At 75.5% G+C, this 24,960-nt stretch carries 26 protein-coding genes; 11 read left to right on the top strand and 15 right to left on the bottom strand.

What is annotated here, in order from left to right:
• Window positions 1-46: 46 nt before the first annotated feature.
• Window positions 47-814 (top strand): MBL fold metallo-hydrolase, encoded by a 768-nt coding sequence (locus J116_RS03035; protein ID WP_023590831.1) that lies wholly within the window; start codon window positions 47-49, stop codon window positions 812-814.
• A complete protein-coding gene (locus tag J116_RS03040; protein WP_023590830.1) occupies window positions 811-1,461 on the top strand; it encodes a DedA family protein in 651 nt (216 codons plus the stop codon). Before J116_RS03035 ends, J116_RS03040 begins: the two co-directional genes overlap by 4 nt.
• 34 nt (window positions 1,462-1,495) lie before the next feature.
• Here J116_RS03040 and J116_RS03045 read toward each other — a convergent pair whose 3' ends face one another.
• From J116_RS03045 to J116_RS03055, 3 genes are read right to left on the bottom strand one after another with little or no spacing between them, the layout of a single operon-like run.
• Window positions 1,496-2,551, bottom strand: a complete 1,056-nt coding sequence (locus J116_RS03045) for an MBL fold metallo-hydrolase (RefSeq protein ID WP_023590829.1) — start codon at window positions 2,549-2,551, stop codon at window positions 1,496-1,498.
• Window positions 2,548-3,807 carry an aminotransferase class I/II-fold pyridoxal phosphate-dependent enzyme gene (locus J116_RS03050; protein WP_023590828.1) on the bottom strand — a complete coding sequence of 420 codons (1,260 nt, stop codon included), beginning with the start codon at window positions 3,805-3,807 and terminating at the stop codon, window positions 2,548-2,550. Before J116_RS03050 ends, J116_RS03045 begins: the two co-directional genes overlap by 4 nt.
• A gap of 34 nt (window positions 3,808-3,841) precedes the next feature.
• Window positions 3,842-4,606, bottom strand: coding sequence for an ANTAR domain-containing response regulator (locus tag J116_RS03055; RefSeq protein WP_023590827.1), 765 nt, complete (start codon window positions 4,604-4,606; stop codon window positions 3,842-3,844).
• Between the two features lie 205 nt (window positions 4,607-4,811).
• Between J116_RS03055 and J116_RS03060 the strand changes: the two genes are divergently transcribed.
• Window positions 4,812-6,128, top strand: a complete 1,317-nt coding sequence (locus tag J116_RS03060) for a PAS domain-containing protein (RefSeq protein ID WP_023590826.1) — start codon at window positions 4,812-4,814, stop codon at window positions 6,126-6,128.
• Window positions 6,129-6,214: 86 nt separating this feature from the next.
• Here J116_RS03060 and J116_RS03065 read toward each other — a convergent pair whose 3' ends face one another.
• Complete coding sequence (locus J116_RS03065; protein WP_023590825.1) at window positions 6,215-7,006, bottom strand: RNA polymerase sigma factor SigF; 792 nt, start codon at window positions 7,004-7,006, stop codon at window positions 6,215-6,217.
• Between the two features lie 544 nt (window positions 7,007-7,550).
• Window positions 7,551-7,742 (bottom strand): hypothetical protein, encoded by a 192-nt coding sequence (locus J116_RS03070; protein ID WP_023590824.1) that lies wholly within the window; start codon window positions 7,740-7,742, stop codon window positions 7,551-7,553.
• 188 nt (window positions 7,743-7,930) lie between these two features.
• Here J116_RS03070 and J116_RS03075 point away from each other — a divergent pair, with 188 nt between their 5' ends.
• The 3 genes from J116_RS03075 to J116_RS03085 are packed head-to-tail and all read left to right on the top strand — an operon-like array spanning window position 7,931 to window position 9,350.
• Complete coding sequence (locus J116_RS03075) at window positions 7,931-8,293, top strand: DUF2795 domain-containing protein (protein ID WP_023590823.1); 363 nt, start codon at window positions 7,931-7,933, stop codon at window positions 8,291-8,293.
• Between the two features lie 33 nt (window positions 8,294-8,326).
• Window positions 8,327-8,755, top strand: coding sequence for a CBS domain-containing protein (locus J116_RS03080; protein ID WP_023590822.1), 429 nt, complete (start codon window positions 8,327-8,329; stop codon window positions 8,753-8,755).
• A 34-nt stretch (window positions 8,756-8,789) separates the two neighbouring features.
• Window positions 8,790-9,350 carry a type 1 glutamine amidotransferase domain-containing protein gene (locus J116_RS03085; protein ID WP_023590821.1) on the top strand — a complete coding sequence of 187 codons (561 nt, stop codon included), beginning with the start codon at window positions 8,790-8,792 and terminating at the stop codon, window positions 9,348-9,350.
• A 58-nt stretch (window positions 9,351-9,408) separates the two neighbouring features.
• Here J116_RS03085 and J116_RS03090 read toward each other — a convergent pair whose 3' ends face one another.
• Window positions 9,409-9,984, bottom strand: a complete 576-nt coding sequence (locus J116_RS03090) for a TIGR03086 family metal-binding protein (protein ID WP_023590820.1) — start codon at window positions 9,982-9,984, stop codon at window positions 9,409-9,411.
• Window positions 9,985-10,118: 134 nt separating this feature from the next.
• Here J116_RS03090 and J116_RS03095 point away from each other — a divergent pair, with 134 nt between their 5' ends.
• Window positions 10,119-11,282 (top strand): baeRF2 domain-containing protein, encoded by a 1,164-nt coding sequence (locus J116_RS03095; RefSeq protein WP_023590819.1) that lies wholly within the window; start codon window positions 10,119-10,121, stop codon window positions 11,280-11,282.
• A 73-nt stretch (window positions 11,283-11,355) separates the two neighbouring features.
• On the opposite strand, the gene J116_RS03100 is transcribed toward J116_RS03095, so the two are convergent.
• The 3 genes from J116_RS03100 to J116_RS30355 are packed head-to-tail and all read right to left on the bottom strand — an operon-like array spanning window position 11,356 to window position 14,902.
• Complete coding sequence (locus J116_RS03100) at window positions 11,356-13,197, bottom strand: transketolase (protein ID WP_023590818.1); 1,842 nt, start codon at window positions 13,195-13,197, stop codon at window positions 11,356-11,358.
• A gap of 1 nt (window position 13,198) precedes the next feature.
• On the bottom strand, window positions 13,199-14,536 hold the full coding sequence (locus J116_RS03105; protein WP_023590817.1) for an NAD(P)/FAD-dependent oxidoreductase: 1,338 nt from the start codon (window positions 14,534-14,536) through the stop codon (window positions 13,199-13,201).
• Between the two features lie 27 nt (window positions 14,537-14,563).
• Window positions 14,564-14,902: a hypothetical protein gene (locus J116_RS30355; protein ID WP_023590816.1), complete on the bottom strand. Its 339-nt coding sequence runs from the start codon at window positions 14,900-14,902 to the stop codon at window positions 14,564-14,566.
• A 158-nt stretch (window positions 14,903-15,060) separates the two neighbouring features.
• Here J116_RS30355 and J116_RS03115 point away from each other — a divergent pair, with 158 nt between their 5' ends.
• Together J116_RS03115 and J116_RS03120 are read left to right on the top strand one after the other, a co-directional pair.
• Window positions 15,061-15,864 carry a class I SAM-dependent methyltransferase gene (locus J116_RS03115; protein ID WP_023590815.1) on the top strand — a complete coding sequence of 268 codons (804 nt, stop codon included), beginning with the start codon at window positions 15,061-15,063 and terminating at the stop codon, window positions 15,862-15,864.
• Between the two features lie 24 nt (window positions 15,865-15,888).
• On the top strand, window positions 15,889-16,239 hold the full coding sequence (locus J116_RS03120) for a VOC family protein (protein ID WP_023590814.1): 351 nt from the start codon (window positions 15,889-15,891) through the stop codon (window positions 16,237-16,239).
• Between the two features lie 97 nt (window positions 16,240-16,336).
• On the opposite strand, the gene J116_RS03125 is transcribed toward J116_RS03120, so the two are convergent.
• Entirely contained in the window at window positions 16,337-16,915 is a 579-nt protein-coding gene (locus tag J116_RS03125) for a GNAT family N-acetyltransferase (protein ID WP_023590813.1), read from the bottom strand.
• 89 nt (window positions 16,916-17,004) lie between these two features.
• Between J116_RS03125 and J116_RS03130 the strand changes: the two genes are divergently transcribed.
• Both J116_RS03130 and J116_RS03135 read left to right on the top strand, forming a co-directional pair.
• On the top strand, window positions 17,005-17,787 hold the full coding sequence (locus J116_RS03130) for a GntR family transcriptional regulator (protein ID WP_235617302.1): 783 nt from the start codon (window positions 17,005-17,007) through the stop codon (window positions 17,785-17,787).
• 112 nt (window positions 17,788-17,899) lie between these two features.
• Window positions 17,900-18,994, top strand: a complete 1,095-nt coding sequence (locus J116_RS03135) for an adenosine deaminase (RefSeq protein ID WP_028964718.1) — start codon at window positions 17,900-17,902, stop codon at window positions 18,992-18,994.
• A 140-nt stretch (window positions 18,995-19,134) separates the two neighbouring features.
• Here the strand turns inward: J116_RS03135 and J116_RS03140 are convergent, their stop codons facing one another.
• From J116_RS03140 to J116_RS03160, 5 genes are all read right to left on the bottom strand, one after another.
• A complete protein-coding gene (locus J116_RS03140) occupies window positions 19,135-20,070 on the bottom strand; it encodes a S66 peptidase family protein (RefSeq protein ID WP_028964717.1) in 936 nt (311 codons plus the stop codon).
• Window positions 20,071-20,108: 38 nt separating this feature from the next.
• On the bottom strand, window positions 20,109-22,100 hold the full coding sequence (locus J116_RS03145) for a dipeptidyl-peptidase 5 (protein ID WP_023590809.1): 1,992 nt from the start codon (window positions 22,098-22,100) through the stop codon (window positions 20,109-20,111).
• A 20-nt stretch (window positions 22,101-22,120) separates the two neighbouring features.
• Window positions 22,121-23,482 (bottom strand): M20/M25/M40 family metallo-hydrolase, encoded by a 1,362-nt coding sequence (locus tag J116_RS03150; protein WP_023590808.1) that lies wholly within the window; start codon window positions 23,480-23,482, stop codon window positions 22,121-22,123.
• Window positions 23,475-24,308 carry a M55 family metallopeptidase gene (locus J116_RS03155; protein WP_028964716.1) on the bottom strand — a complete coding sequence of 278 codons (834 nt, stop codon included), beginning with the start codon at window positions 24,306-24,308 and terminating at the stop codon, window positions 23,475-23,477. Before J116_RS03155 ends, J116_RS03150 begins: the two co-directional genes overlap by 8 nt.
• Before the next feature lie 160 nt (window positions 24,309-24,468).
• A complete protein-coding gene (locus J116_RS03160) occupies window positions 24,469-24,936 on the bottom strand; it encodes an Lrp/AsnC family transcriptional regulator (RefSeq protein ID WP_023590806.1) in 468 nt (155 codons plus the stop codon).
• Window positions 24,937-24,960: the final 24 nt, after the last annotated feature.

Here is a 24,960-nt window from a genome sequence, read left to right on the forward strand (position 1 = left end):
CTCCCGATGGCGCCCGCCGGAAGGGGTCGCGCTCTACGCTCGTGGCATGGAGGTCACCTGGTGGGGCCACGCCACCTGCACGGTCGAGGACTCCGGGGTACGGGTGCTGACGGACCCGCTGTTCGCACGGCGGCTCGCGCACCTGCGGCGACGGCGGGGCGCGCTGCCGCCGCCCGAGGCCGCGCGGGCGGACGTGGTGCTCGTGTCGCATCTGCACGCCGACCATCTGCACCTGCCGTCGCTGGCGCGGCTCGCCCCCGGCACGCGTCTTGTGGTGCCGCGCGGCGCGGTCCGGGCGGTGCCGGGGCTGCGGCGGCTGACGTGGCTGCGGATCACCGAGGTCGGTGCCGGGGACGAGGTGAAGGCCGGCGCGGTGGCGGTACGGGCGGTGCCGGCCGCGCACGACGGGCGGCGGCTGCCGGTGGGGCCGCGCCGCTCCCCCGCGCTCGGGTATGTGATCGTGGGCGCTGCCCGTACGTACTTCGCCGGGGACACGGGGCTGTTCGACGGGATGGCCGCCGCTGTCGGGGTGGTGGACGTGGTGCTGCTGCCGGTCGGCGGCTGGGGGCCCTTCCTGGGCCACGGCCACCTGGACGCGGGGCGCGCCGCGCAGGCACTGGCGGAGCTGGCGCCGCGCGCGGCGGTGCCGGTGCACTACGGCACGTACTGGCCGATCGGGATGGACGCGGTGCGGCCGCACGAGTTCCACGCGCCGGGCGGCGAGTTCGTCCGGCTGGCGGCGCGGCGGGCGCCCGGGGTGGCGGTGCACCTGCTGGGGCACGGGGAGAGCGTGCGGCCGGAGGCGGCGCGGTGATCGCGGAGCTGGCCGCCCAGCTGCCGCCGGAGGAGACGCAGCGGGTGGTCGGCTATCCGTCGCTGTTCCTGCTGGTGGCGCTGGGCGCGCTGGTGCCGGTCGTGCCGACGGGGGCGGTCGTCAGCTCGGCGGCCGTCGTGGCGTTCCACCACTCGTCGCCGCTCGCGCTGCTGTTCGTGTTCCTGGTGGCCGCCGCGGCGGCGCTCGCGGGGGACGCCACGCTGTACTGGCTGGGCGGGCGCGGGGTGGCGTCGCGGGGCGGTACGCGACGGCTGACGGCGCTGCGGGCGCGGACCGATCCGGAGCGTCTGGAGCGTGCGCAGGCGAAGCTGCGGGAGCACCGGGTGCAGGTGCTGGTGCTGTCCCGGCTGGTGCCGGCGGGGCGGCTGCCGGTGATGCTGGCGTGTCTGCTGGCTCGGATGCCGCTGGGCCGGTTCGTGCGGGGCGATGTGCCGGCGGTGCTGGCGTGGACGGCGACGTACCAGCTGATCGGGGTGGCGGGCGGCTCGCTGTTCCCGCGTCCCTGGCAGGGCGTGGCGGCGGCGGTGGCGCTGGCGCTGCTGGTGGGGGCGGTGCCCCGGGTGTGGCGGTGGGGGCGCCGGACGGCCGCGCGGCGCGCGAACTCTCGTGCCGGTACCGGGAGTTGACACTCGGGCCGATCCGTACGGCGGGCGGCGGGTGTCAGGGCAGTACGCGGGACTCGCCGATCGCCAGGTCCCAGAGGCGGTCGCGGGGCAGGCCCGCGGCGTCCCAGGCGGCGTGGAGGCGGGTCAGGGGCTCCATGACCGGCTCGGACGACAGGACGAACGTCGCCCAGTGCATGGGCGCCATGATCCGGGCGCCGAGGTCCCGGAAGGCGCGTACGGCCTCCTCCGGGTCGGTATGGACGTCGCCCAGCCACCAGCGGGGGGCGTACGCGCCGATCGGCAGGAGCGCCACGTCGATGCCGGGGTGCCGGTCGGCGATGCGGCGGAACCAGTGGCCGTACCCGGTGTCCCCGGCGAAATACACCCGGCGGTGGCGCCGGTCGGACAGCACCCAGCCGCCCCACAGGGAGCGGCAGGTGTCCATGAGGGTCCGCTTGGACCAGTGGTGGGCCGGGACGAAGTCGAAGCGGACACCGCCCAGTTCGGCCCACTCCCACCAGTCCAGCTCGGTGACGGTGGTGAACCGGCGGCGGCGGAACCAGCGTCCGAGCCCGGCGGGGACGAACACCGGTGTGGTGCGCGGGAGTCGGCGCAGGGTCGGCGCGTCGAGGTGGTCGTAGTGGTTGTGGCTGATGACCACCGCGTCGACGGGCGGCAGGTCCTCCCAGCGGACGCCGACGGGCGTGACGCGGGCCGGGGTGCCCAGGATGCGGCGGGACCACACGGGGTCGGTGAGGACGGTGAGGCCGCCGATGCGGACGATCCAGCTGGCGTGGCCCGCCCAGGTGACGGCCACCGTGTCCGGTCCGGCGGTCGGCAGGGGGCCGGGGGCGAACGGCAGCTTCGGGATGTCGCGCAGCCCGTCGGCGCCGGGCCGTACGGCGGCGGAGCCCTCGCGGGCGAGGCGGGCGAAGGCGCGGACGCCCGGCAGCGGAGCGGTGAGCCGCCCGGCGAAGGAGCGCGGCCAGGTGCGGGGCTCGCCCAGCGGGCGGGGCGCGGACACGGGTTGGCGCCCGGTTCCGGTGCCGGGCGGCGCGGGCTCGGAGCGCGGGGCGGGGGCGGTGAGGTCGGCGGGTGTCCCGTCCGTCATCTGCGGGCTCCTCCAGCGGTGGCGGCGATGTCGGTGTGCGGGGTGGCGTCGCGGAGTGCGGCCGACAGCGCGGCCAGGGCGTCGGCCACATGGGGCAGGTCCAGGGGGTCGTCGGCGGCGAGGGCCTCCAGCCGCCGGTCCGGCGTGGCACCGAGCAGCGGGGTGGTGGCCAGGCGGACGCGCAGGGCGCCGAGTTCGTCGCCGAAGCGGTGCCCGCCCGGGACGGGACTGCCGAGGCGCGCGGTCAGGTGGTCCTCCAGTTCGATGGAGTCGGTGACGCCCTGGGCGGCGAGGGGGCCGCGCAGCGGAGCGAGGTCCACGTACAGGTGACGGCCCGCCTCGGGCGGCAGGGCGAGGGCCCCGGCGGCGAGGACCGCGCGGTGGGCCTCGGCGGCCACCCGGGCGTGGAGGGCGGTCGCGGCGGTGTTGCGCGCGGTGACGGCCTCCGGTTCGTCCAGCGCGTGGGCGACGGCGGCGGCGAGGGGGCCCGGCAGGTCGGCGCCGAGCGCGGTGAGCACGTCGAGGGCGCGGGCCCGGTGGGCGGCGCCCGCGGCCCCGGCGGGGAAGCGGGCGACGGCGGCGGGCCAGGCGGCGGGGGCGACCGCCCCGGCGAGGTCGCACAGGACGGTCGCGTCGCCGGGGCACATCTCGGCGGGGCTGACGAAGACCGTGTCGTGCGGCCGGTGGACCGTGTCCCGCCAGGTCTCGTCGCTGACGATGTGCAGGCCCTCCCCGACGGCCGCCTCGCACGCCTCGCGTACCAGTTCGGGCGGGGCGACCGTGCCGGTGGGGTCGTCGGCGACGCTCAGCAGCAGCACGGCGGGCCGCCCGCCCTCGGCGCGCACCCGGCGTACGGTCTCCAGCAGGGCGTACGGGTCGGGGACGCCGCCGCACTCGGCGGGCGTCGGCACGTGGTAGGCCGGCCTGCCGAGGAGGCGGACCTGCGGGGTCCAGGTGAGCGGGCAGGGGCGGGGCATCAGCACGTCGCCGCCGTGCGCGGCGAGCAGCGCCGTCAGCAGCGGCCCCGTGCCGGGCGACGCGGCGATGTCCTCGGGGTGGCAGCGCAGACCGCGGCGGGACCAGTAGCCGCAGGCCGCCTCGCGCAGGACGGGCCCGCCGCCGGGCGGCTCGGGGTCGGTCCGGGAGGCCGCGCCCGCGAGCAGCGCGGCGAGTTCCTCCACGACGGGCAGGCCCGTGTCGGGGGCGGGCGGGGCGTACCGCACCTGCCCGTGCCCGTGGGCGGAGCTGCGTGTCACCACGACCTCCCGTACGTCTGCGGACCCGAACCCTTTATACGAAGATTTGCGGTGGTTCGCCGTTCGGGGGACCGGCGGGCGGGGGGGGTGGGGCGAGCCGGGCCAGCTCCTTCTCCAGGCCGTGGCCCCGGGTGCGGACGACCTGGGCCGCCACGTCGGACAGCTTGCGGTTGGTGAGCTGGGAGACGCGCCGCAGCACGGCGTACGCCTCCTCGACGCCGCAGCCGAGGACGTGCATGACGATGCCGCCCGCCTGGTCGATGACGGGCCGTGAGCGCAGCGCGGACTCCAGCTGGCCGACCTCGGTGAGGGCGGCGCGGTAGCGGCGGTCGCGTACGAGCCCGGCGGTGGCCTCGTCACCGAGGACGGCGGCGGGGCCGCGCGCGGCGTTGGCGAGGGAGCCGGGGCGGAAGCCGTACAGGTTGAGGGTGACGAGGACACCCGCCCGGTGGAACGGCAGGGTCACGCTGGAGCGGACGCCCACGCCCAGCGCGGCGGCGCGGAAGGCGGGCCACCGCTCCTCGTGGAGGAGGTCCCCCGACACGACCGGTTCGCCGCTGTCGAGCGCCGCCCGGATGGGCCCGTCGCCGCAGTCCAGCTGGACGCTGACGAGGGCGGCGAGATCGGGGTGGGTGGCGGTGGTGCGGCGCTCGCCCCGCTCCGGCTCGTCCTCGCCGCCCAGGGTGGCCACCGCGCCGCAGCAGGCCGGGACGGAGCGGACACAGCTCTCGGCCAGCTGCTGGAGGCGCCGCACGGCGGACGCCGGGTCGGTTCCTTCGTACTCGGGCTCGATCAGCATGGGGGTGGCCTCTCCTTCCGGGGTGCGGCTGCCCGCTGCGCGTCCGGTGAAACGGTGCGCCGTGGGGGGCGTGAGCGCGGTTACCGTGCTGCTTGTGCGGACGACGGGGGCATATGACCCAGAGGCGCACACGGGTGTGCGCGCCGGAGCGCGATGCTGGAACGGAAGCCGGGGCGGTGACGCCGGGCGGATCGGGAGTCCTGGGATGAGCGAGACCGACGCTTTCGGCGAGGAGCTCGCGGACTTCGTCCGGCGGGTGGCGGAGCTGCGCAACGCCCGCGCCCTGCCGCCGGAGGAGCAGCGGGGGGTGCTGGACGCCGCCCTGTTCGAGCTCCAGCACGCGGCGGAGACGCTGTGGCCCCGGTACGAGCGGCTGGCGGCGCGGGCGCCGGAGGGCACGTCGGCGGAGCGGCAGGAGCGGCAGCTGCTGAAGACGGTGTTCCAGCGGCTGCCGCTGCCGGTGGCGCTGATCGACCGGGACACGGTCGTACGCCGGATGAACCTCGCCGCGACGACGCTGACCGGCGTGCGGGCCGGGTACGCGACGGGCCGTCCGCTGGCCGCGCTGTTCACCCCGGGCGACCGGGCCCCGTTCCGCTCGCAGGTCGCCGCGACCGCGCGCGGGGAGGGCGGGCGGAGCCTGACCGTACGGCTCCAGCAGCGGCCGAAGGAGCCGGTGCGGGCGACGCTGGCCGCTCTGATCCTGCCGGGCGAGCCGCAGCAGACGGTGGTGGTCGTCCTCCAGCCGGGCGTCGCCGGCGCCGGGCCGACCGGTCCCGCCGGGGTCGGGCGGCGCCTCTCGGCGGCGGACCCGGCCCCGCACGGGGCCGCGGGCGGGGCCTCGGGCGGAGCGGCGGCCGGTGCGGCGGGCGGGGCCGTGCCGGGTGTACGGGGGCGGGGGCGGCGGCTGGGCGGCACGCCGGACCTGGCCGAGGCCACCGAGCGGGCCGGGACCCTGGACCTGGTGGACACGGTCGCGACGACCCTGCTGCGCACGCCCCCCGGCGACGCGCGCGGCGCCCTCGAAGCGACGGCGCGGGTACTGCACGGCCGGTTCGCGGACTGGGTGGTCGCCGACCTGGTGGCGGCCGGGGACGCTGGCGCGGGCGGCGGGGACGGCGGCCAGGGCGGCGGGGCGGTGCGGCGGGTCGCGGTGCTGGGGCCGCCGGACGACCCCGCGCTGGCGGAGGTGCTGGCCGAGCAGGACCCGGGCGGCTGCCCCCTCGTGCGGGAGGTCGCGGCGGGCGGCTCGGCGTCGTTGCAAGTGCGCCCCGAGGACGCGCTCGCGCTCGGCACGGACGCCGAAGGGGCGGCCGTGCTCGTACGCGCCGAGGTCAGCTCGCTGCTGTGCCTGCCGGTGCCCGGCGACGCCGCGGGGCCCGGGGCCGACGGACCGGAGGTGCTGGGCGTGCTGACGCTGCTGCGCACCCGGGCGCGGCGGGCGTTCTCCATGGCGGAGGCGCAGGCCGCGGACGTACTGTCCCGGCACGTCGGCCTCGCCATGCGCCGCCCGGGCCCGTAGGGGCCACCGGAGTCGTACGCGTCGTACGGGTCGTACTGGTCGTACGGGTTTCGGGCGGGTCTTCCGGGCGGCGGCACGGGCGGGGCCTACGCCGCGTCCCTCATGATGTCCTCCCGCAGCCGGTTGCAGCAGCGGCTGATCAGGCGGCTCACGTGCATCTGGGAGATGCCGAGGTCCTCGGCGATGCTGCTCTGTGTCATGTCGCGGAAGAACCGCATGTAGAGGATCTTCTGCTCGCGCTCCGGCAGCGTGCGCAGCCGCGGCTTCACGGCCTCCCGGTCGACCACCACGTCGAGGGCCGGGTCGGGCCCGCCGAGCGCGTCCACCAGGGTGTAGCCGTCCTCCGTGCCGGGCAGTTCGGCGTCCAGCGACAGGGCGGTGAAGCTGTCGAGGGCTTCGAGACCGGCGACGGCCTCCTCCTCGGTCATCCCCGCCTTCTCGGCTATCTCCGCGACCGTCGGGGCGCGCCCGCCGACCGAGTGCGACAGCTCCTGGTACGCCACCCGCACCCGGCCCCGCAGGTCCTGGACGCGGCGCGGCACGTGGAGGGTCCACATGTGGTCCCTGAAGTGACGCTTGATCTCACCGGTGATGGTCGGCACGGCGAAGCTCTCGAAGGCCGCGCCGCGCGAGGGGTCGTACCGGTCCACGGCCTTGACAAGGCCGAGCGCGGCGACCTGCTTGAGGTCCTCCAGCGCCTCGCCCCTGTTGCGGAACCGGCCTGCCAGCCGGTCCGCCATGGGCAGCCAGGCACGCACGATGTCCTGGCGCACGCGGTCCCGTTCCTCGCCGGGCGGCAGTGTCGCCAGGCGCCGGAACGCCTCGGCGGTGTCGGGCGCGTCGTCGTGCGGATGCTTCGAATGAGCGAGCGTAGGCATGTGGTTCTCAGCTCCCTGAACGGCGCTGACGGTTGGCTGTCACCCCGGGGAAGCTCCGCCCGGACCGGACGTGGACAGGCACGCCCGGAGCGGGGGTCGCCGCTCCCACGGACGTGCCTCCGGTCCGAAGCACGAGATGCGCCTGCCCGGGGCCCAGGGTGGCAAACGCCTTGAACCCACTCTCCGCGCGATCGCCCGAAACGGCTCGCGGAGGGCGCTGCCCGGCGGCCGAAACGCTTGTACCTACTGGTCGGTTGGGCATGCGGGAGGCGGTATATCCGCAGTTCGGGCGGCGCCGTCGCGAGGCGCGGGCGGCGGGGGCGCGGGAGGGGCGGGGAGTTCCGCCGTACGGGTGACATCCCCGGCTCGTCGACGCCCCGAGCGCCCCCGCCCGCCCGTGCCCGGGGCCGGCTCGTCCGCCGCCCCGCCACCCCCGCCGCATACACCCCGCACGGGCCGGCGGGCAGCGCGTAGGGGGCGCACCGCACGGGTCGGGGGCCCGCACGGGCCGGGGAGCACCGCCGCGCAGGCCGGGCCCCCCGCCTCACTCGCCGGTGCTCAGCACCTCGGCGCCCCGCGCCTCGGCCGGATCGGCGGGCAGGGCCTCGGCCGGTTCCGCCAGCGCCTCCACCGGCTCCGGCGGGAGCATCAGATCCTCGTAGCCCGCCATCGCCATGACCACCGCGAGCATCGCGGGCGGCAGCAGCAAGGCGATCAGTACGGCCGTCACGTCCATCGCCCCGTCCTTCCGTCCGGCCTTCCGCCCGTCCTTCCGTCCGGCCGTCCGCCCGGGCCGGTCGGCCGCAGCGGCGAGTCCCCCCGGCCCCTCGTGCCCAAACCGCCGGGCGACGGCCGCCGGGGTTTGCGTCGGCCGCGCCGGGTACCCGCCCGGCGACCGACACACGCGGCACCTGGGAGGGCGCCATGCAGCGAGGCAGCGACCGGCTCAGCCGGCGTCAGGACGACGCGATGAAGCACCAGCTCGAAGGGCTGCTCCGGTCCGGCCATCCCACCCGGACGGAGGAGTGGCACGACCCCGAGCCGGTGGCAGACGACGACCCGGACCTGGCCTACGGGCGCGTACCGGGCGACACGTTCGAGGCACTGCGCCTGGAGCTGGCCCGGCACCTCGCCCGTACCCCGTTCCCGGCGCACCGGGGCGACCTGTTGCGGGTCCTGCGGGAGCGCCACGCCCCCGACCCGCTCACCCAGCGGGTGGAGGACCTTCCCGGGGACCGCACGTACCGGAGCGTGCAGGACGTCGCGGTGGCCCTGCACCGCACCTGACCGCCCGGGGCGACGGAGGGAGTGACGGCAGCCGTGGCACAGCTCGTGAGAGAGGTCATGACAGCGGGCGTCGCCGCCGTCCGCCCCGACGCCTCGCTGGTCGAGGCGGCCCAGCTGATGCGGGCACAGGACATCGGCGATGTGCTCGTCGCCGACGGTGACCTGCTGGTCGGGGTGGTGACGGACCGCGACATCACGGTACGGGCGGTCGCCGAGGGCGCCGACCCGCTGACCGTGAACGCCGAGACCGTGTGCACCCCGGACCCCGTGTGCGTGGGCCCGGACGACGAGGTGGCGACCGCCGTGCGGCTGATGCGCAGGCACGCCGTACGGCGGCTGCCGGTCGTCCAGGACGGGCGGCCGCTCGGCGTGGTGAGCCTCGGGGACCTCGCGGTCTCCCAGGATCCGGACTCGGCCCTCGCCGAGATCAGCAGGGCGGAACCGAACACCGACACCGCTTGAGAAGCATGAGGAACATGAGGAAGGGGAGCACATCGTGCGCATCGCGTTTCTGACAGCGCCCGAGGGCGTCGAACAGGTCGAGCTGACCCAGCCGTGGCAGGCGGTGACCGACGCCGGGGACTCGCCGGAGCTCGTGTCCACCAAGCCCGGCGAGGTGCAGGCGTTCAACCACCTCGACAAGGCCGACACGTTCCCCGTAGACCGGACGGTGGACGAGGTGTCGCCGGACGGGTACGACGCGCTGGTCCTGCCGGGCGGTGTCGCCAACCCCGACGCCCTCCGCATGGACGAGAAGGCCGTCGCCTTTGTCCGCGGCTTCTTCGAGGCGGGCAAGCCCGTCGCGGCGATCTGCCACGCGCCGTGGACCCTGGTCGAGGCGGACGTGCTGCGCGGACGGCGGCTCACGTCGTGGCCGAGCCTCCGCACGGACATCCGCAACGCGGGCGGCGAGTGGGTGGACGAGCAGGTCGTCGTCTCGCACGACGGTTCCGGCACCACGCTGGTGACCAGCCGGAAGCCGGACGACCTGCGGGCGTTCTGCGAGGCGTTCACCGAGGAGTTCCACAAGGCCGGAACGGGCGCCAAGGCCGCCTGACCCGCGCGGGCCGAGGCCGCCCGGCCCGCGAGAACGGCACCCGGGCCGCCGTCCCGTCTCAGGGGCGGCGGCCCAGCATGTTCAGCAGCTTCGTCTGCGCGTCGGCGCCCGGCGGCGAGGGCACGGGGTCGGCGAAGAGGCCCGAGGAGGCGAGGGAGTCCGCGTACGGGGTGACCTCCTGGAGCGCGAAGTCCACCAGCGGCTGCGGGAGCCGCTCGTCGGCGCCGATCGCCCGCGACAGGTCCCAGGCGTGCACCACCGCGTCCGTGATCATCTGGGAGCAGTAGGCGGTGGCCGCCGTGTCGCCGGACGACAGGGACACCGTGCGGTCCAGGGCGCCGTCCTCCGCGAACGCCGCCCGCGCGCCCGCCGCCGCCCGGTCCCAGGTGGCGACCGGGTCGTCGCCGAGCACGTCCCCCTCGTACGCGTCGCCGACCTCCGCGACGGTCCGCCCGTCCCGTACCAGGTCGGGCACCCACAGCTGTTCGCCGGTCAGGTGGTTGACCAGGGCGCGCACCGGCCATTCGGTGCACGGCGTGGGCGCGTCCCACTGGTCGTCCCTGATCGCGTGGACGCGCGACGAGAACAGGTCGAGGGCCTGCTTGTGCCGGTCCAGGAGCGGGCTGCCGGACATGGGTCACCTCCGGATGGGGTCGGGGTTCCACTCTGTGCGGCGACGGAGGTTCACGCGACAGCAGTGCGCCCGTGTGGCGTCCGACCGCACGGGTACTCGCCGAGAACGGACATTCCGGCCTCCGGGAGGGAGCCATGCAACTCGCCTTTCTGACCAGCCTCTACGACCGTCCGGGCCCCTGGGCCAGCGTCTACCTCGACACGTCACGGATGGACGAGTCCGCCCAGTGGCGGCAGGAGCTCATGGCGCGCAACGCGTGCGACGAGCTGGCCACGCAGGGGTGCGACGAGGCGACCGTGCGGGCAGTCCACGAGGCGCTGTCCGACTGGCCGCGGCCCGCCGGGGAAGCCGGGCGCGCGGTGTTCGCCACCCACGGCGAGGTCGTCCTCGACCCGCCGCTGGCCGTGCGGCCGCTCGCGCCGTCCCAGGTGTACTGGTCGGCGCTCCCCCGCCTGGGCCCGCTGCTGGACCTGGCGGCGCAGGAGCCCGTGTGCCTCGTCGCGTACGTCGACCGGACCGGCGCCGACCTGGAGCTGCGCAGCCCGATCGGCGCGATGCCCGCCGGGCAGGTGCAGGGCCGGGACTGGCCGATGCACCGCACGGCGTCGAACACGTGGTCCGAGCGCCACTTCCAGCTCGCCGTGGAGAACACCTGGGAGGAGAACGCCCAGAAGGTCGCCGACGCGATCGCGGACACCGTGCCGGAGCTCGGCGTGGACGTGGTCGTCCTCGCGGGTGACGAGCGCGAACGGCGCTCGGTCCACGAGCGGCTGCCCGTCGCGATCACCGCCGAGGGGGTGGAGAGCGGCCACGGCGGCCGGGCCGCCGGGGCCCGCCGTGAGCGGCTCGACGAGGACGTTCGGGCCGCGAAGGAGGCGTTCCTGCGGCGCAGGGCCGAGGCGGAGCTGGACCGGTTCCGCGCGGCGCGGGCACCGGAGGGGGCGAGCGCCGCGGGTGCCTCGGCCGCCGAGGGCGTGCCCGCGCTGGTCGAGGCGGCGCGGGAGCACCGGATCGCGGAGCTGCTGATCCGCCCCGAGGGCCCCGACGCGCACCGCCAGGTGTGGGTGGGCGCCCATCCGGACCAGCTGGCGGTGCGGCGTTCCGAGACGCAGTACCTGGGCGACACCGAGCCGCTGCCGGCGCGGGCGGACGACGCGCTGCTCCGGTCGGCGCTGGCGACCGGCGCGGACGTGCTGCGCGTACGGCCCGAGGTCGACGACGAGCTGCCGGTCGGCGGGCTCGGGGCGCTGCTGCGCTGGCCGTACGACGAGAAGGAGACGGAGGCGGCGACGATGTAGCGGCACCGTTCACGGCCGCTCACACGAGGGCGCCGACGGCTTCGGCCGTCGGCGCCCGCTCGGTGTGGGAGGGCTATGCGATGACCCGCTCCACCAGGAGCTTCACCGCCGAGGCGATGGCGTCGGCGTCGATGCCCGCCTCGTGCAGCTGCTCCTCGGGGGTGGCGGAGGTGGGCATGTTCCGGACGGCGAGGCGGGCCATGCGGGGGGCGGGGCGGCCGTCGGAGAAGACCTCCGCGACGGCGTCGCCGATGCCGCCCTCCGGGTGGTGGTCCTCGACCGTCAGGAGGCATCCGGTCTGCCCCGCGGCGTCGTTGAGGGCGTCCGCGTCGACCGGTTTGACCGAGTACAGGTCGATGACGCGTACGGGGATGCCCTCGCGCTCCAGCACGTCGGCGGCCTTGAGTGCCTCGTGGACGGTGGTGCCCGCCGCGACGACGGTGGCCTTGTCGTGGTCGTGGCGGCGCAGCACCTTCGATCCGCCGACCGGGAACTCCTCGTCGGGGCCGTACAGGACGGGCAGGTCGCCGCGCGTGGTGCGCAGATAGCGGATGCCGTCGAGGCCGGCCATGGCGGAGACGAGGCGGACCGTCTGGTTGGCGTCGCACGGGTAGAGGACGGTGCTGCCGTGGACGGCGCGGAGCATCGCCAGGTCCTCCAGCCCCATCTGGGAGGGGCCGTCGGGGCCGATGGCGACACCGGCGTGCGACCCGACGAGGTTGACGCCGACGCGGCTGACGGCGGCCATGCGGATGAAGTCGTGGGCGCGGGTGAGGAACGCGGCGAACGTCGAGGCGTACGGCACGTAGCCGCGCGCGGCCATGCCGACGGCGGCGGCGACCATCTGCTGCTCGGCGATGTAGCACTCGAAGTACCGGTCGGGGTGCGCCTTCGCGAAGAACTCGGTGCGGGTGGAGTCGCTGACCTCGGCGTCGAGGGCGACGACCCGGCCGAGCGCCGAACCGACCGCTTCGAGGGCGTGCCCGTACGCGGTGCGGGTGGCCACCTTGTCGCCCACGTCGAAGCGGGGTGGTTCGGGCCGGGTGTCCGGCGGCACGGCGGGCGGTTCGCCGTCCGGCGGCGCGTGGACGGCGACGCGGGCGTTGCGTACGCCGCCGAGTTCGGCGATGGCGGCGTCGGCGTCCTTCAGGGGCTTGCCGTGCAGGCCCTCGCGGTCCTCGGCGGCCTCGACACCCCGGCCCTTGTGGGTGCGGGCGAGGATCGCGGTGGGCTGCCGGGTGGTGGAGCGGGCCTCCGAGAAGGCGGAGTCCAGGGCCTCCACGTCGTGGCCGTCCACCTCGACGACGTGCCACCCGAAGGCGTGGAGGCGGCGGCCGTAGGCGTCCAGGTCGTGTTCGTGGCGGGTGGGGCCGCGCTGGCCCAGCCGGTTGACGTCCACGACGAGCGTCAGGTTGTCGAGGTGGTTGTACGCGGCGTGCTCGACGGCCTCCCAGACGGAGCCCTCCGCCATCTCGCTGTCGCCCGACAGGACGTACACGCGGTACGGCAGCCGGTCGAGCCGCTGCCCGGCGAGCGCCATGCCGACGGCGACGGGCAGGCCCTGTCCCAGGGAGCCGGTCGCCACGTCCACCCAGGGCAGCCGGGGCGTGGGGTGCCCTTCGAGGCGGCTGCCCAGCCCGCGGTAGGTCAGCAGCTCGGCCTCGTCTATGGCGCCCGCCGCCCGGTACAGCGCGTACAGCAGGGGCGAGGCGTGGCCCTTGGAGAGGACCAGCCGGTCGTTGCCCGGGTGGTCGGGGCGCTCGAAGTCGTAGCGCAGGTGGTTCGCGAGGAGCACGGCCGCGATGTCGGCGGCCGACATGGACGACGTGGGGTGGCCGGAGCCGGCGGCGTCGGACGCGCGGACGGCGTCGGCGCGCAGCTGCTGGCCGAGTTCGGTGAGTTCTTCGGGACTCATGTCACTCCTTGCGGGGTCCGGGGCCGGTCTTGGCCAGCTCGGGCGACGCCGTGTCGAGGGGGACCTGCCAGGAGCGGACCAGGCCGAGCTGCACGGCCTGGCGGGGCAGTGCGGCGTCCAGGAGCCAGTCGGCCGCGACCCGCACCCGGTTGCCGGGCATGGCGGCCAGGTGGTAGCCGCGGGTGACGGCTCCGGCGACGATGCCCGACAGGGGGACGCCGAGCGGGTTCGCGGCGGCCTTGACCCCGCCGAGGTCGACGGCGAAGCCCAGGTCGCTGTGGCGGTACGGGACGGGCTCGCCGACGCCGAGGGACGCGGCGACGTTGCGGGCGGCGACCTTGCCCTGTCGCGCCGCGTGCTGCGCGGTCATGGGCGTGAACTCGCCCGGCCGGTGCAGGTCCGGTACGGCGGCCGCGTCGCCGCAGGCGAAGACACCGGGCTTGCCCGGGACCTCCAGCTGCGGGGTGACGACGAGGCGGCCGCGTTCGACGGGCAGGCCCAGCTCGGAGACGAGCGGGTCGGGGCGTACGCCGACGCACCAGATGAGCGAGCGTGTCTTCACGAACTCGCCCGTGCTCAGCAGGACTCCCTCGCGTGTGGACTCCTTGACGGAGGTGCCCATGCGGACGTCGACGCCGCGGGAGCGGAGCACCTGGTCGGCCGTGTCGGAGAGGCGCTGGTCGAGGCCCGGCAGGACACGGTCGGCGACGTCGAGGAGCAGCCAGCGGGGCCGTACGCCCTCGGGCCAGGCGGGGTGCTTGCGGACCAGCGCGTCGGTGAACATCTTGCCGTGGGCGGCGACCTCCGTGCCGGTGTATCCGGCGCCGACGACGACGAACGTGCAGCGCGAGGTGCACTCGGCGGGATCGGCGGCGGACGCGGCGAGCTCCACCTGACGGGTGATGTGGTCGCGCAGGTAGAGCGCCTCGGGCAGGCCGCGGAAGCCGGTGGCGTGCTCGGCGACGCCCGGGATGGGCAGCAGTTTGCTGACGCTGCCGACCGCGAGGACGAGCCGGTCGTAGCCGAGCTCGCCGGGGGTTCCCTCCGGGTCGGTGTAGTGGACGCGGCGGGCGTCGAGGTCGACGTGTCCGGCCTCGCCGAGGACCAGCCGTACGTGGCGCAGGGTGCCCGGCAGGGACACGGTGACGCGGCGGGGTTCGAGGACCCCGGCGGCGACCTGCGGCAGCAGCGGCAGGTAGAGGAAATAGTCCGTGGGGTTGAGCAGGACGATCTCGGCACGTCCGCGCAGCGTGCGGGTGAGTTCGCGGGCGGTCTGGTATCCGGCGAAGCCGGCTCCGACGATGAGGACGCGCGGGCGGCGCCGCGGCTGGGTGGTCACTGGGCCTCCCGTGGATGGGCTTGTGGTTCAGGCTCGGTGGTGCGGTGCCTCCGGGTCGGCGGGCGGTCCGGGCGGCTGGGCCGGCTCGGCGGGCTGGGCCTCCGGCGGCGGGGGCGGCGCGACCGGTGCGGGGGACGCTCCGGGCGCGACGACCCGAACCTCGCCTGGCTCCTCCGGCTCGCTGAGGTCCGTGGGCTCGGTCTCCGGTCCGGTGGGCTCCGGTTCGAGGGCGCGCAGCGGGTGGCGTTCGGCGGTGCGGGTGGCGCGGCGGCGGACCACCGTGACGAGCGCGGCCACCAGGGCACCCCCGAGCGCCGCGGTGGCCGCCCGTACCGGCTGCCGGGACCGCGGGGTCTTGTTCTTCATGGGGCGCCGGGTACCCGGCGCGCCGCCGGGTTAACGGCCCGTGTCCGGCCACCCGCACCCCGATGTCCATATGTCGGGAAACCCGTCTCGCGATGTGGCGGGTTGGCGTAGCGTGGGCGGCCTGTACCGCCCACGAGGGAGACGGAGAGCACAGGCCCATGAAGGACGCTGTCTACACACACGGACACCACGAGTCGGTGCTGCGCTCACACCGATGGCGTACGGCGGAGAACTCTGCGGCCTACCTGCTGGGCGAGCTGCGGCCCGGTCTGGACGTGCTCGACGTGGGGTGCGGTCCTGGCACGATCACGGCGGACCTGGCCGCGCGGGTGGCGCCGGGGCGGGTGACGGCGGTGGACGCGTCGGCGGGCGTACTGGAGCAGGCGCGGGAGGTCGCGGCGGAACGGGGTGTGAAGAACGTCGAGTTCGCGGTGGCGGACGTGCACGCGCTGGACTTCGCCGACGACTCCTTCGACGTCGTCCACGCCCACCAGGTGCTCCAGCACGTGGGGGACCCGGTCGGCGCGCTGCGCGAGATGCGGCGCGTGTGCCGGCCCGGCGGGGTCGTCGCCGTGCGGGACAGCGACTACGCCGGGTTCACCTGGTTCCCGGAGGTGCCGGCGCTGACGGAGTGGCTGGCGCTGTACCGGCGGGTGGCGCGGGGCAACGGCGGGGAGCCGGACGCCGGGCGGCGGCTGCTGTCCTGGGCGCGGGCGGCGGGGTTCACCGACATCACGCCGACTGCGGCGGCGTGGTGTTTCGCCACGCGGGAGGACCGCGCGTGGTGGAGCGCGCTGTGGGCGGACCGCACGACGGAGTCGGCGTACGGGCGGCTCGCGGTGGAGGGCGGCCACACGTCACCGGAGCGGCTGGCGGCGGTCGCCGGGGGCTGGCGGGAGTGGGGGGCCTGCGACGACGGCTGGTTCGCCGTGCCGCACGGGGAGATCCTCTGCCGGGTGTGATCCGATCCAACTACCCTGGCGGGTATGGAGATCCTCGGTACCACACTGCGCGTCTGCGTGGATGACCTGGACGCCGCGGCGGCGTTCTACGAGCGGCTCACGGGAGCCCCCGCGCTGCGGTTCGAGCGCGGCGGGGTCCGCGTCGCGGCGGTCGGCTGCTTCCTGCTGATGAGCGGGCCCGAGTCGGAGCTGGAGGTGCTGCGCAAGGTCACGGCGACGATCGCCGTGGCGGACGTGGACGTGGCGCACGCGACGCTGACCGAGGTCGGCGCGAAGATCGTGGCCGGGCCGGTGCCCACCCCCGTGGGCCGCAACCTGATCGCGGTCCACCCGGACGGCTCGGTCTTCGAGTACGTGGACCGCCGCACCGAGTAGGCGCCGGCGCGGAGCCCGGGAGGCGCGGCTCCGAGGGCGCGAAGGCCCCAGGGGCGTGAAGGCTCCCCGGGGCGTGAAGGCCCCGGCGCGGGGTCGGTCAACGGGGCGGGCCGCCGACGGGCGGAAGGGGCATCTCGGCGGTGATCGCCCAGCGTTCGTGGTCGCGCCAGGCACCGTCGACGCGGAGCATCGCCGGGGAGAAGCCCTCCTTGCGGAAGCCCGCCCGCCGGACCAGGGCGATCGAACTCGCGTTACCAGGCTGGATGTTGGCCTCCAGGCGGTGCAGCCCGAGGGGGCCGAAGGCGTGGCGGACGACGAGCGCGACGGCCTCGCCCATCAGGCCGCGCCCTGCCGCGTGCGCGAAGGCGCCGTATCCGAGGGCGCCGCACTCGAACGCGCCCCGCACGATGTTGTTGATGTTGACGAACCCGGCGATGCCGCCGCCGTCGCGCTCGCACACCAGACAGCCGAGCCGGGCCGGGTCCTCGATGAGGGCACGGGCGTACGCGGCGTAGGCCGTGGCCGTGTCGGGCGGGAACAGCCAAGGATGATGGAGGTCCTTGCTCTCCCGCGCCCGGGCGGTGAACTCGTCGGCGTCCTCGTACCGGAAGGGCCGCAGGCCCACGCGGGGCCCCTCGGCCAGGTACGCGGGGCGCGGAGTGCTGACGTCGGACATCCGTACAGGCTAGGGCCCGGCCCGCACCCGCTCAAACTTGTCAGACAAGTACGGATTGCCTGGCAGGTGGCGGGCGGCATACCGTGCGGGTGATCGACCGACGGGCGAACCAGGAGGTATCTGCGGTGGGCGGTGCGGAGCGGCGGCGTCCGGTCGTGGTGCTGTACGAGCGGATCGTGGACGCGATCAACGCCGGCACCTACCCGCCGGGCTCCACCCTGCCGTCCGAGCCGCGCCTCGCCGCCGAGCTCGGCGTCAGCCGCCCGGCGCTGCGCGAGGCGCTGCTGCTGCTCCAGGAGGACGGGCTGCTGTCGGTGCGCCGCGGTGTGGGCCGCACCGTCAACGACCGGCCGCCCCGGCGCGGCTTCGAGCACGTCCAGCCGCTGGAGGACCTGATCGGCGCGGGCGCCCCGGTCCGCGTACGGGCGCTGCTGCGCACCGTGGAGGCGCCGACGGACTTCACCGCCCAGCACCTGCTGGCGCCCGTACGGGCCGAGCTGCGGTTCTGGGAGTCGCTGCTGGCGGCGGAGGGCACCGCGGCGGCGCTCAGCCAGGAGTGGGCGGCGCCCGACGAGGTGCTGGAGCGCGTCCACCCGGCCTTCGCCGAGGCCCTGCGGCGGGCGGCGGCGCCGGAGCGCACGTCGATGCTGGCCGTGCTGGCCGGGGCGTCGCGCGGGGTGGCGCTCGGGGCGCACAGCGCGGTCACGGCCACCCTGGTCGGGCAGCGGCGCGGGGAGCAGCTCGACCGGTCGGCGGACACCCCCGCGGTGCTGGTCACCCAGGTCGTACGGGTCGGTCAGACCCCGGTCCTGGCGGCGAAGCACATGCTCCCGACGGGCGCGCCCGCGCTGCCGGTCCTGCAGTCCAACTGACCGCCCGCAGGTGCCCGGCCGGGAGGCGCCACGGCGGCTCCCGCCGGGCTGCCGCGGCCGGGCTGTCGCAGGGGTCACGGCGGCCGCCGCGGCGGTGCCCTACACTCCGGACATGCACTTGTCTGACAACCTCGCCTCGACCGTCTCCGTCGCCGACTGGGTCCGCCGGGCCCCCAAGGCCGTGCTGCACGACCACCTGGACGGCGGTCTGCGCCCCGCCACGATCATCGAACTGGCCCGCGCGTGCGGCTACACCGGTCTGCCGACCGAGGACCCGGCCGAGCTGGCCGTGTGGTTCCGCGACGCCGCCGACTCCGGTTCGCTGGAGCGGTACCTGGAGACGTTCGCCCACACCTGCGCGGTCATGCAGACCCGCGAGGCGCTGTTCCGTGTCGCGGCCGAGTGCGCCGAGGACCTGGCGGCGGACGGCGTCGTCTACGCCGAGGTGCGCTACGCCCCCGAACAGCACCTGGCGGCCGGACTGACCCTGGACGAGGTCGTCGACGCGGTCAACGAGGGCTTCCGCGAGGGTGAGCGCCGCACCGGCGGCCGCATCACCGTCGGCACCCTGCTGACCGGCATGCGCCACACGGACCGCTCGCTGGAGATAGCCGAGCTGACCGTCGCCCACCGCGACCGGGGCGTGGCCGGGTTCGACATCGCGGGCGGCGAGGTCGGCAACCCGCCGTCCCGCCACCTCCCCGCGTTCCAGCACCTCAAGCGGCACAACTGCCACTTCACGATCCACGCGGGCGAGGCCGTCGGCGCCGAGTCGATCCACGAGGCCGTGCAGGTGTGCGGCGCCGAGCGGATCGGCCACGGGGTGCGGATCACCGACGACATCGCCGAGGACGGCACGCTCGGCCACCTCGCCGCGTACGTCCGCGACAACCGCATCGCCCTGGAGGTCTGCCCGACCTCCAACCTCCAGACGGGCGCCGCGAAGGACTACGCCTCGCACCCCATCGACCAGCTGCGCCGCCTGGGCTTCCGCGTCACGCTCAACACGGACAACCGGCTCGTGTCCGGCACCACCATGAGCGAGGAGTTCCAGCACATGGCGGACGCGTTCCACTACGGCCCGGACGTGTTCGAGGAGTTCACCGTCGCCGCCGTCGAGGCCGCGTTCCTGCCGCTGCCGGAGCGCCGCCGGATCATCGACGAGATCGTCCGCCCCGGCTACGCGGCGATCCGCGCCGCCGCCTGACGCCCGCCGCGGCACCGCCGCGGCACCGCCACAGCGCCCCGGCGCCCCGGCGGCTTCGCGACGGCCCGGTACGAGGCTCCCGTACCGGGCGCCGTACGAGGCCCGCCGGGGCGCCCGCACTCCCCCGGCTCCGCGCCGGGTCAGCGGAGTGCGGGCGTCTCCAGCGTGAGCGTCCCGGCGTCCGCGTCGAGCACGGCGGGCACGCCGAGCGGCACGGTCAGCGCGGGCGTGCCATGGCCGAAGCCCAGCTCCTCCACGACCGGCACGCCCAGCCCGCCGAGCCGGTCGAGCAGCACCGCGCGCACCGCCTCGTACGGGCCGCACTCCTCCCACGAGCCGAGCGCGACACCGGCGAGGCCGTCCAGCAGCCCGGCCCTGAGCAGCTGCGTCAGCATCCGGTCGATCCGGTACGGCTCCTCCCCCACGTCCTCCAGGAGCAGCAGCCCGCCGCGCAGCGACGCGCGCCCGTCGGGTGTGCCCAGCGCGGAGGCGAGCAGGCTGAGACAGCCGCCCACGGTGACGCCCCGCGCCCGCCCCGGCACCAGCGGCCGCGCCGTGCCCGCGCCGAGGACCCGTACCGCTTCGGGCTCCATCAGGGTGGCCCGCAGCGACTCCTGGGTCGCTGCGTCCTTGAGGAAGGCCGCCGCCCCCGCCATCGGCCCGTGCAGGGTGGCGAGGCCCATGCGCTGGGCGAACGCCTCGTGGAGAGCCGTCGCGTCGCTGAAACCGACGAACACCTTCGGCCCGGCGGCCCGCATCGCGTCCCAGTCGAGCAGGTCCACGGTCCGCTGGGCGCCGTACCCGCCGCGGGCGCTGACCACCGCGTCCACGTCCGGGTCGCACCAGGCGGCCTGGAAGTCGCGGGCCCGGTCCTCGTCGGTGCCGGCCAGGTAGCGGAAGGCGGGGTGGCGGTCCAGGGCGTGCGGCAGGGCCACCGGGTCCAGGTCCCAGCCGCGCAGCAGGTCGAGACCGGCCGCGAGCCGCTCCTCCGGTACCGGCCCGGACGGCGCGACGACCGCGACCCGGGCGCCCGGCCGCAGCCGCTCCGGCCGGGTCAGCGGCGCCAGCGGCGGCACGGGAGAAGGGGGCGGCACGGGGGCCGACGCCGGGCGGCTCACTTGTTCATCTCCAGCGGAGGCACATCGAGGCGGGAGATGCCGAACGTCTGCGCGTACAGCGCGAGTTCGGATTCCAGGGCGCGTACCAGCGTCTCCGCGCGCCGGAAGCCGTGCTCCTCCCCCGCGAACGCGAGGTACGCGTGGGGGACGCCCCGCCCTGCCATGCGCGCCAGGAACCGCTCGCTCTGCGCGGGCGGGCAGACCAGGTCGTCCAGCCCCTGGAGCAGCAGGAACGGGGCGTCGATCCAATCGACATGGCTCAGCGGGGAGCGCTCCTGGTAGCGGGCGGGCACCTCGGCGAGCGGCCCGACGAGCGACTCCAGGTAGTGCGACTCGAAGTCGTGGGTCTCCCCCGCCGTGCCCCACGCCTCCAGGTCGAGGACGGGGTAGCGGATGGCGGCGCAGGCGTACACGTCGGTGGTCGCCAGGGACGCGGCGGCCGTCCAGCCGCCCGCGCTGCCGCCCCGGATGGCGAGGCGGGCCGGGTCGGCGGTGCCCTCGGCGGCGAGCGCCCGGGCGACGGCGGCGCAGTCCTCCACGTCCACCACGCCCCACTGCTCGCGCAGCCGTTCCCGGTAGGCGCGGCCGTAGCCGGTGGAGCCGCCGTAGTTCACCTCGGCGACGCCGATGCCCCGGGAGGTGAAGTAGGCGATCTCCAGGTCGAGGACGAGGGGCGCCCGCCCGGTGGGCCCTCCGTGCGCCCACACGACGTACGGCGGCAGCTCGTCGTCGGGGGCGACCGTGTCGGGGTTGTGCGGCGGGTAGACGTGGGCGTGGATCTCCCGGTCGTCCAGGCCGGTGAAGGTGCGCAGCTGCGGCTCGGGGTAGTACACGGGGTCGACCGGGTCGTCGTGGGCGGCGCCGATGACGCGGGCGCGGCCGGTGCCGGTGTCCAGCTCCACCACCTCGTAGCCGCTGCGGGGGCTGGCGGCGACGCCGAAGACCCGGCTGCCGTGCGCGGCGAGGGTGGGCGCCCACTCGGTCCACGGCCCGGCGGCGTCCACCAGTTCGCCGGTCTCTGGGTCGAGGATGCCGAGCGCGGTGGTGCCCTTGCCGTGGATGACGGCGACGAGCCCGCTGTCGAGGGGCTGGAACCAGCGCAGGCCCACCTTCCACAGCGGCCCGCCGAACTCCTCCTCGCGGCCCGCGCACAGGGCGGTCGCCGTGGTGGCGCCGGGCGCCTGCCGGTACGGTTCCCACCAGCCGCCACGGTCGGAGGCGTACAGCAGGGAGCCGTCGGACGCCCAGTCCACCTGGCAGACCGACTCGTCCACGGCCCCGGCGACCGGCGTGACGGAGGCGAACGGGCCGCCGTCCACGACGTCGCCGGTCATCACGAGCGTGCCGTCCCACGGCATGAGCGGGTGGTCCCAGGCGAGCCAGGCGGCCTTGCGGCCGTCCGGGGAGAGCCGGGGACCTGTGACGAACCGGTGCCGGTCGTCCGTCAGTTCCCGTATCGCGGTGCGGTCCCCGGCCGCCGACCCGTCGAGCGGTACGGCGGCGATGACGCGCCGCACGTCGCCGGGGCCCTCGCCGGTGTACTCCTCCAGGACGCACCACACCTCGGTGCCGTCCGGGTGGAACACCGGGTCGGCCCAGCGCAGCCCGCCGCCCGTCGCGGAGACCGGGGTGAGCGGGCGGGGCGGGGCGTCGCCGTCCGGTTCGTACGCGTACAGCCGCTGGTCGGGGAAGTGGCAGAAGACGACGAGCGGCCCGGCGCCGCCGTCCCGCGCGGTGCCCGCCCACGGCTGCCCGCCGTACTCGACGACGCGGCTGCGGACGTTCCACGGGGCCGGCAGGACGGACACCTCGGCGCCGTCGGCGGTGCGGCGGACCAGCGCGCGGCGGCCGCCCTCGGCGGGCCGCGGCGCGGTCCACCACACTTCGTCGCCGACCGTCCCGACGAACTCCGGCAGCCCGTCGTGCGCGGCGGCGAGACCCGCCTCGATCGGCGACGGCCACGTTCCGTAAGGCCCCGTGGGCACCATGGACGACTCCCCCCTGAGGGCTAGACGTTGCGCAGACAGTGGTCGAGGACGCGGACACCGAAGTGCAGCGCGTCGACCGGGACCCGCTCGTCGACACCGTGGAACAGCGCCTGGTAGTCGAAGCCGACGGGCAGTTTCAGCGGGGCGAAACCGTAGCCGACGATGCCCAGCCGGGAGAACTGCTTGGCGTCGGTGCCGCCCGACATGCAGAACGGCACGACCCGCGCTTCCGGGTCGAACTTCTCGATCCCGGCGCGCAGCGTGGCGTACGTGGGCGAGTCGACCGGCGCCTCCAGGGCGATCTCCCGGTGCTGGTACTCCCAGTGGACGCCCGGTCCCGTCAGCTCGTCGAGGGTGGTCTCGAACTCCTTCTCGCCGCCCGGGACGACCCGTCCGTCCACATGGGCGCTGGCCGCGCCGGGGATGACGTTCACCTTGTACCCGGCGTGCAGCATCGTCGGGTTGGAGCTGTTGCGCAGGGTCGCCTCGACCAGGGCGGCGGCCGGACCGAGCTTGACGAGGAGCCCGTCGATGTCGAAGTCCGGGTCGTCCAGGTCGGGCACGTCGATGCCGTGCAGCGCGGCCAGCTCGGTGAGCGCGGCGCGGACGGTGGTGGTGAGGCGGGTGGGCCAGCGGTGCTCGCCGATGCGGGCGATGGCGGCGGAGAGGCGGGTCACCGCGTTCTCCCGGTTCACCTTGGAGCCGTGCCCGGCGCGGCCCTGGGCGGTCAGCTTCAGCCAGGCCGTGCCGCGCTCGCCCGCGCCGATCGGGTACAGCGCCATGCCGGGCCCGGCGTGGAAGGTGTACGCGCCGGACTCGCTGATGCCCTCGGTGCAGCCCTCGAACAGGTCGGCGTGCCGGTCCGCGAGGAACCCGGCGCCGTCCGCGGCGCTCGCCTCCTCGTCGGCCGTGTACGCGATGACGATGTCGCGGCGCGGGCGGACGCCGCGGCGCGCCCAGTCGCGTACGACGGCGAGGATCATCGCGTCCATGTTCTTCATGTCCACGGCGCCCCGGCCCCAGACGACGCCGTCGCGGACCTCCCCGGAGAACGGGTGGACGGTCCAGTCGGCGGGCTCGGCCGGGACCACGTCGAGGTGGCCGTGGACGAGCAGCGCGTCGGCGGACGGGTCGGTGCCCTCGATGCGGGCGACGACATTGGTGCGGCCCGGTGTGCGTTCCAGCAGGCGCGGTTCGATCCCGGCGTCGGCGAGCCGCTCGGCGACGTACTCGGCGGCGGGCCGCTCCCGGCAGTCGCCGCCGCCGCGGTTGGTCGTGTCGATCCGGATGAGGTCGGAGGTGAACGCCACCACCTCGTCGAAGGCCGGCCCGTCCGACGGGTACCGCTCCTGCTCCCGGTCCTGAAGGGTCCGGTCAGCCATACTGCTCCTCCACTGCGGCCGAGACGATCGTGGTGACCGCCTTGAAGGTGCGGATGGCCTCGTACATCGTCTCGCCGGTGTAGGCGACCCGGCGTTCGCCGCTGACCGCCACCCCGGGGACGACGGTGGCGGCCGCGGCCAGGTGCTCCGCGTCGAACTCCAGCTCCACGGTGTACGGGCCGCCGCGCACCGGCTCGTACCGTACGGCGAGACGCGTGGCGTCCTTCGCCGCGGCGCGGATGTCGGCGGCCGTCCGCGTGGGGGTGCGGCAGACCGCCGCGTACCGCGACACATGGTCTTTCACGGCGACCATACGCGCTCGCGGGGCGTAGCCGAGCGCGTCCCGGCACGTCAGGTCGTCGCCGGTGACCAGGACGACGGGCACGCCGTACTCGGCGACGACGTGCGCGTTGAGGTAACCCTCGCTGGCGCGCGTGCCGTTGAGCCAGACGCCGGTGATGGAGTTGGCGAGGTACGTGTGGGCGAGGACGCCCTCGCTGCCCGCGCCGGTGTGGTAGCCGACGAAGGCGATGCCGTCCACGTCCCCGTGCTGGACGCCCTCGACCATGGAGAGCGACTTGTGCCGGCCGGTCAGCATCTGGGCGCGCGGGTCGAGTTGTTCGAGCAGCAGGTTGCGCATGGTCCAGTGGGCCTCGTTGATGAGGACCTCGTCCGCGCCGCCGTCGAGGAAGCCGAGCACGGCCGCGTTGACGTCGGAGGTGAACATCGCGCGGCAGCGCTCCCACTGGGGCGTGCCGGGCAGGACGTCGGCGGGCCAGGTGACCCCGGTGGCGCCCTCCATGTCGGCGCTGATGAGGATCTTCATGCCCACACGGTACGCGCCGCCCGGTGGCGGTACCAGGTCCGCCCGGTCGGCCGGGGCGACGACGGGGCGCGCGGGCGGGGCGACACCGACGGCGCGCGGGCGTGGCGGTCGGCGGGGCGGCGGGGCAGAGGTGGTGGCAGGCGGGGCAGGGGTGGTGGCGTCAGCGGGGGCGGGCGGGGCGCGGGTAGGTGCGGGACTGCTTGACGCTGCCGAACGCGAAGCTGGACTCGATGGACGCGATGCCGGGGATGGCGTGAATGCGGTTGCGGACCAGCCGCTCGTACGCCTCCAGGCTCTCGATCACCACCCGCAGCAGGTAGTCGCTGCTGCCCGCCATCAGGTAGCAGTCCTGGATGTGCTCGATGAGCGCGACGTGCTCCTCGAAGACGGCGACGGCCTCCGCCGTGTGCCGCTCCAGGCGGATGCGGACGAACACGGTGATCGGCAGCCCGTAGGCGACCTGGTCCACCATCGCCGTGTAGCCGCGGATCAGCCCGGCGTCCTCCAGGCGGCGCACCCGGCGCAGGCACGGCGACGGGGACAGCCGGACACGGTCGGCGAGCTCCTGGTTGGTGAGCCGGCCGTCGGCCTGGAGTTCGCGGATGATCCGCAGGTCGATGTCGTCCATGACGTCCGCTCCGGGGTCCGCGCC

The organism is Streptomyces thermolilacinus SPC6 (genome assembly GCF_000478605.2).
Taxonomy (GTDB): Bacteria; Actinomycetota; Actinomycetes; order Streptomycetales; family Streptomycetaceae; genus Streptomyces; species Streptomyces thermolilacinus.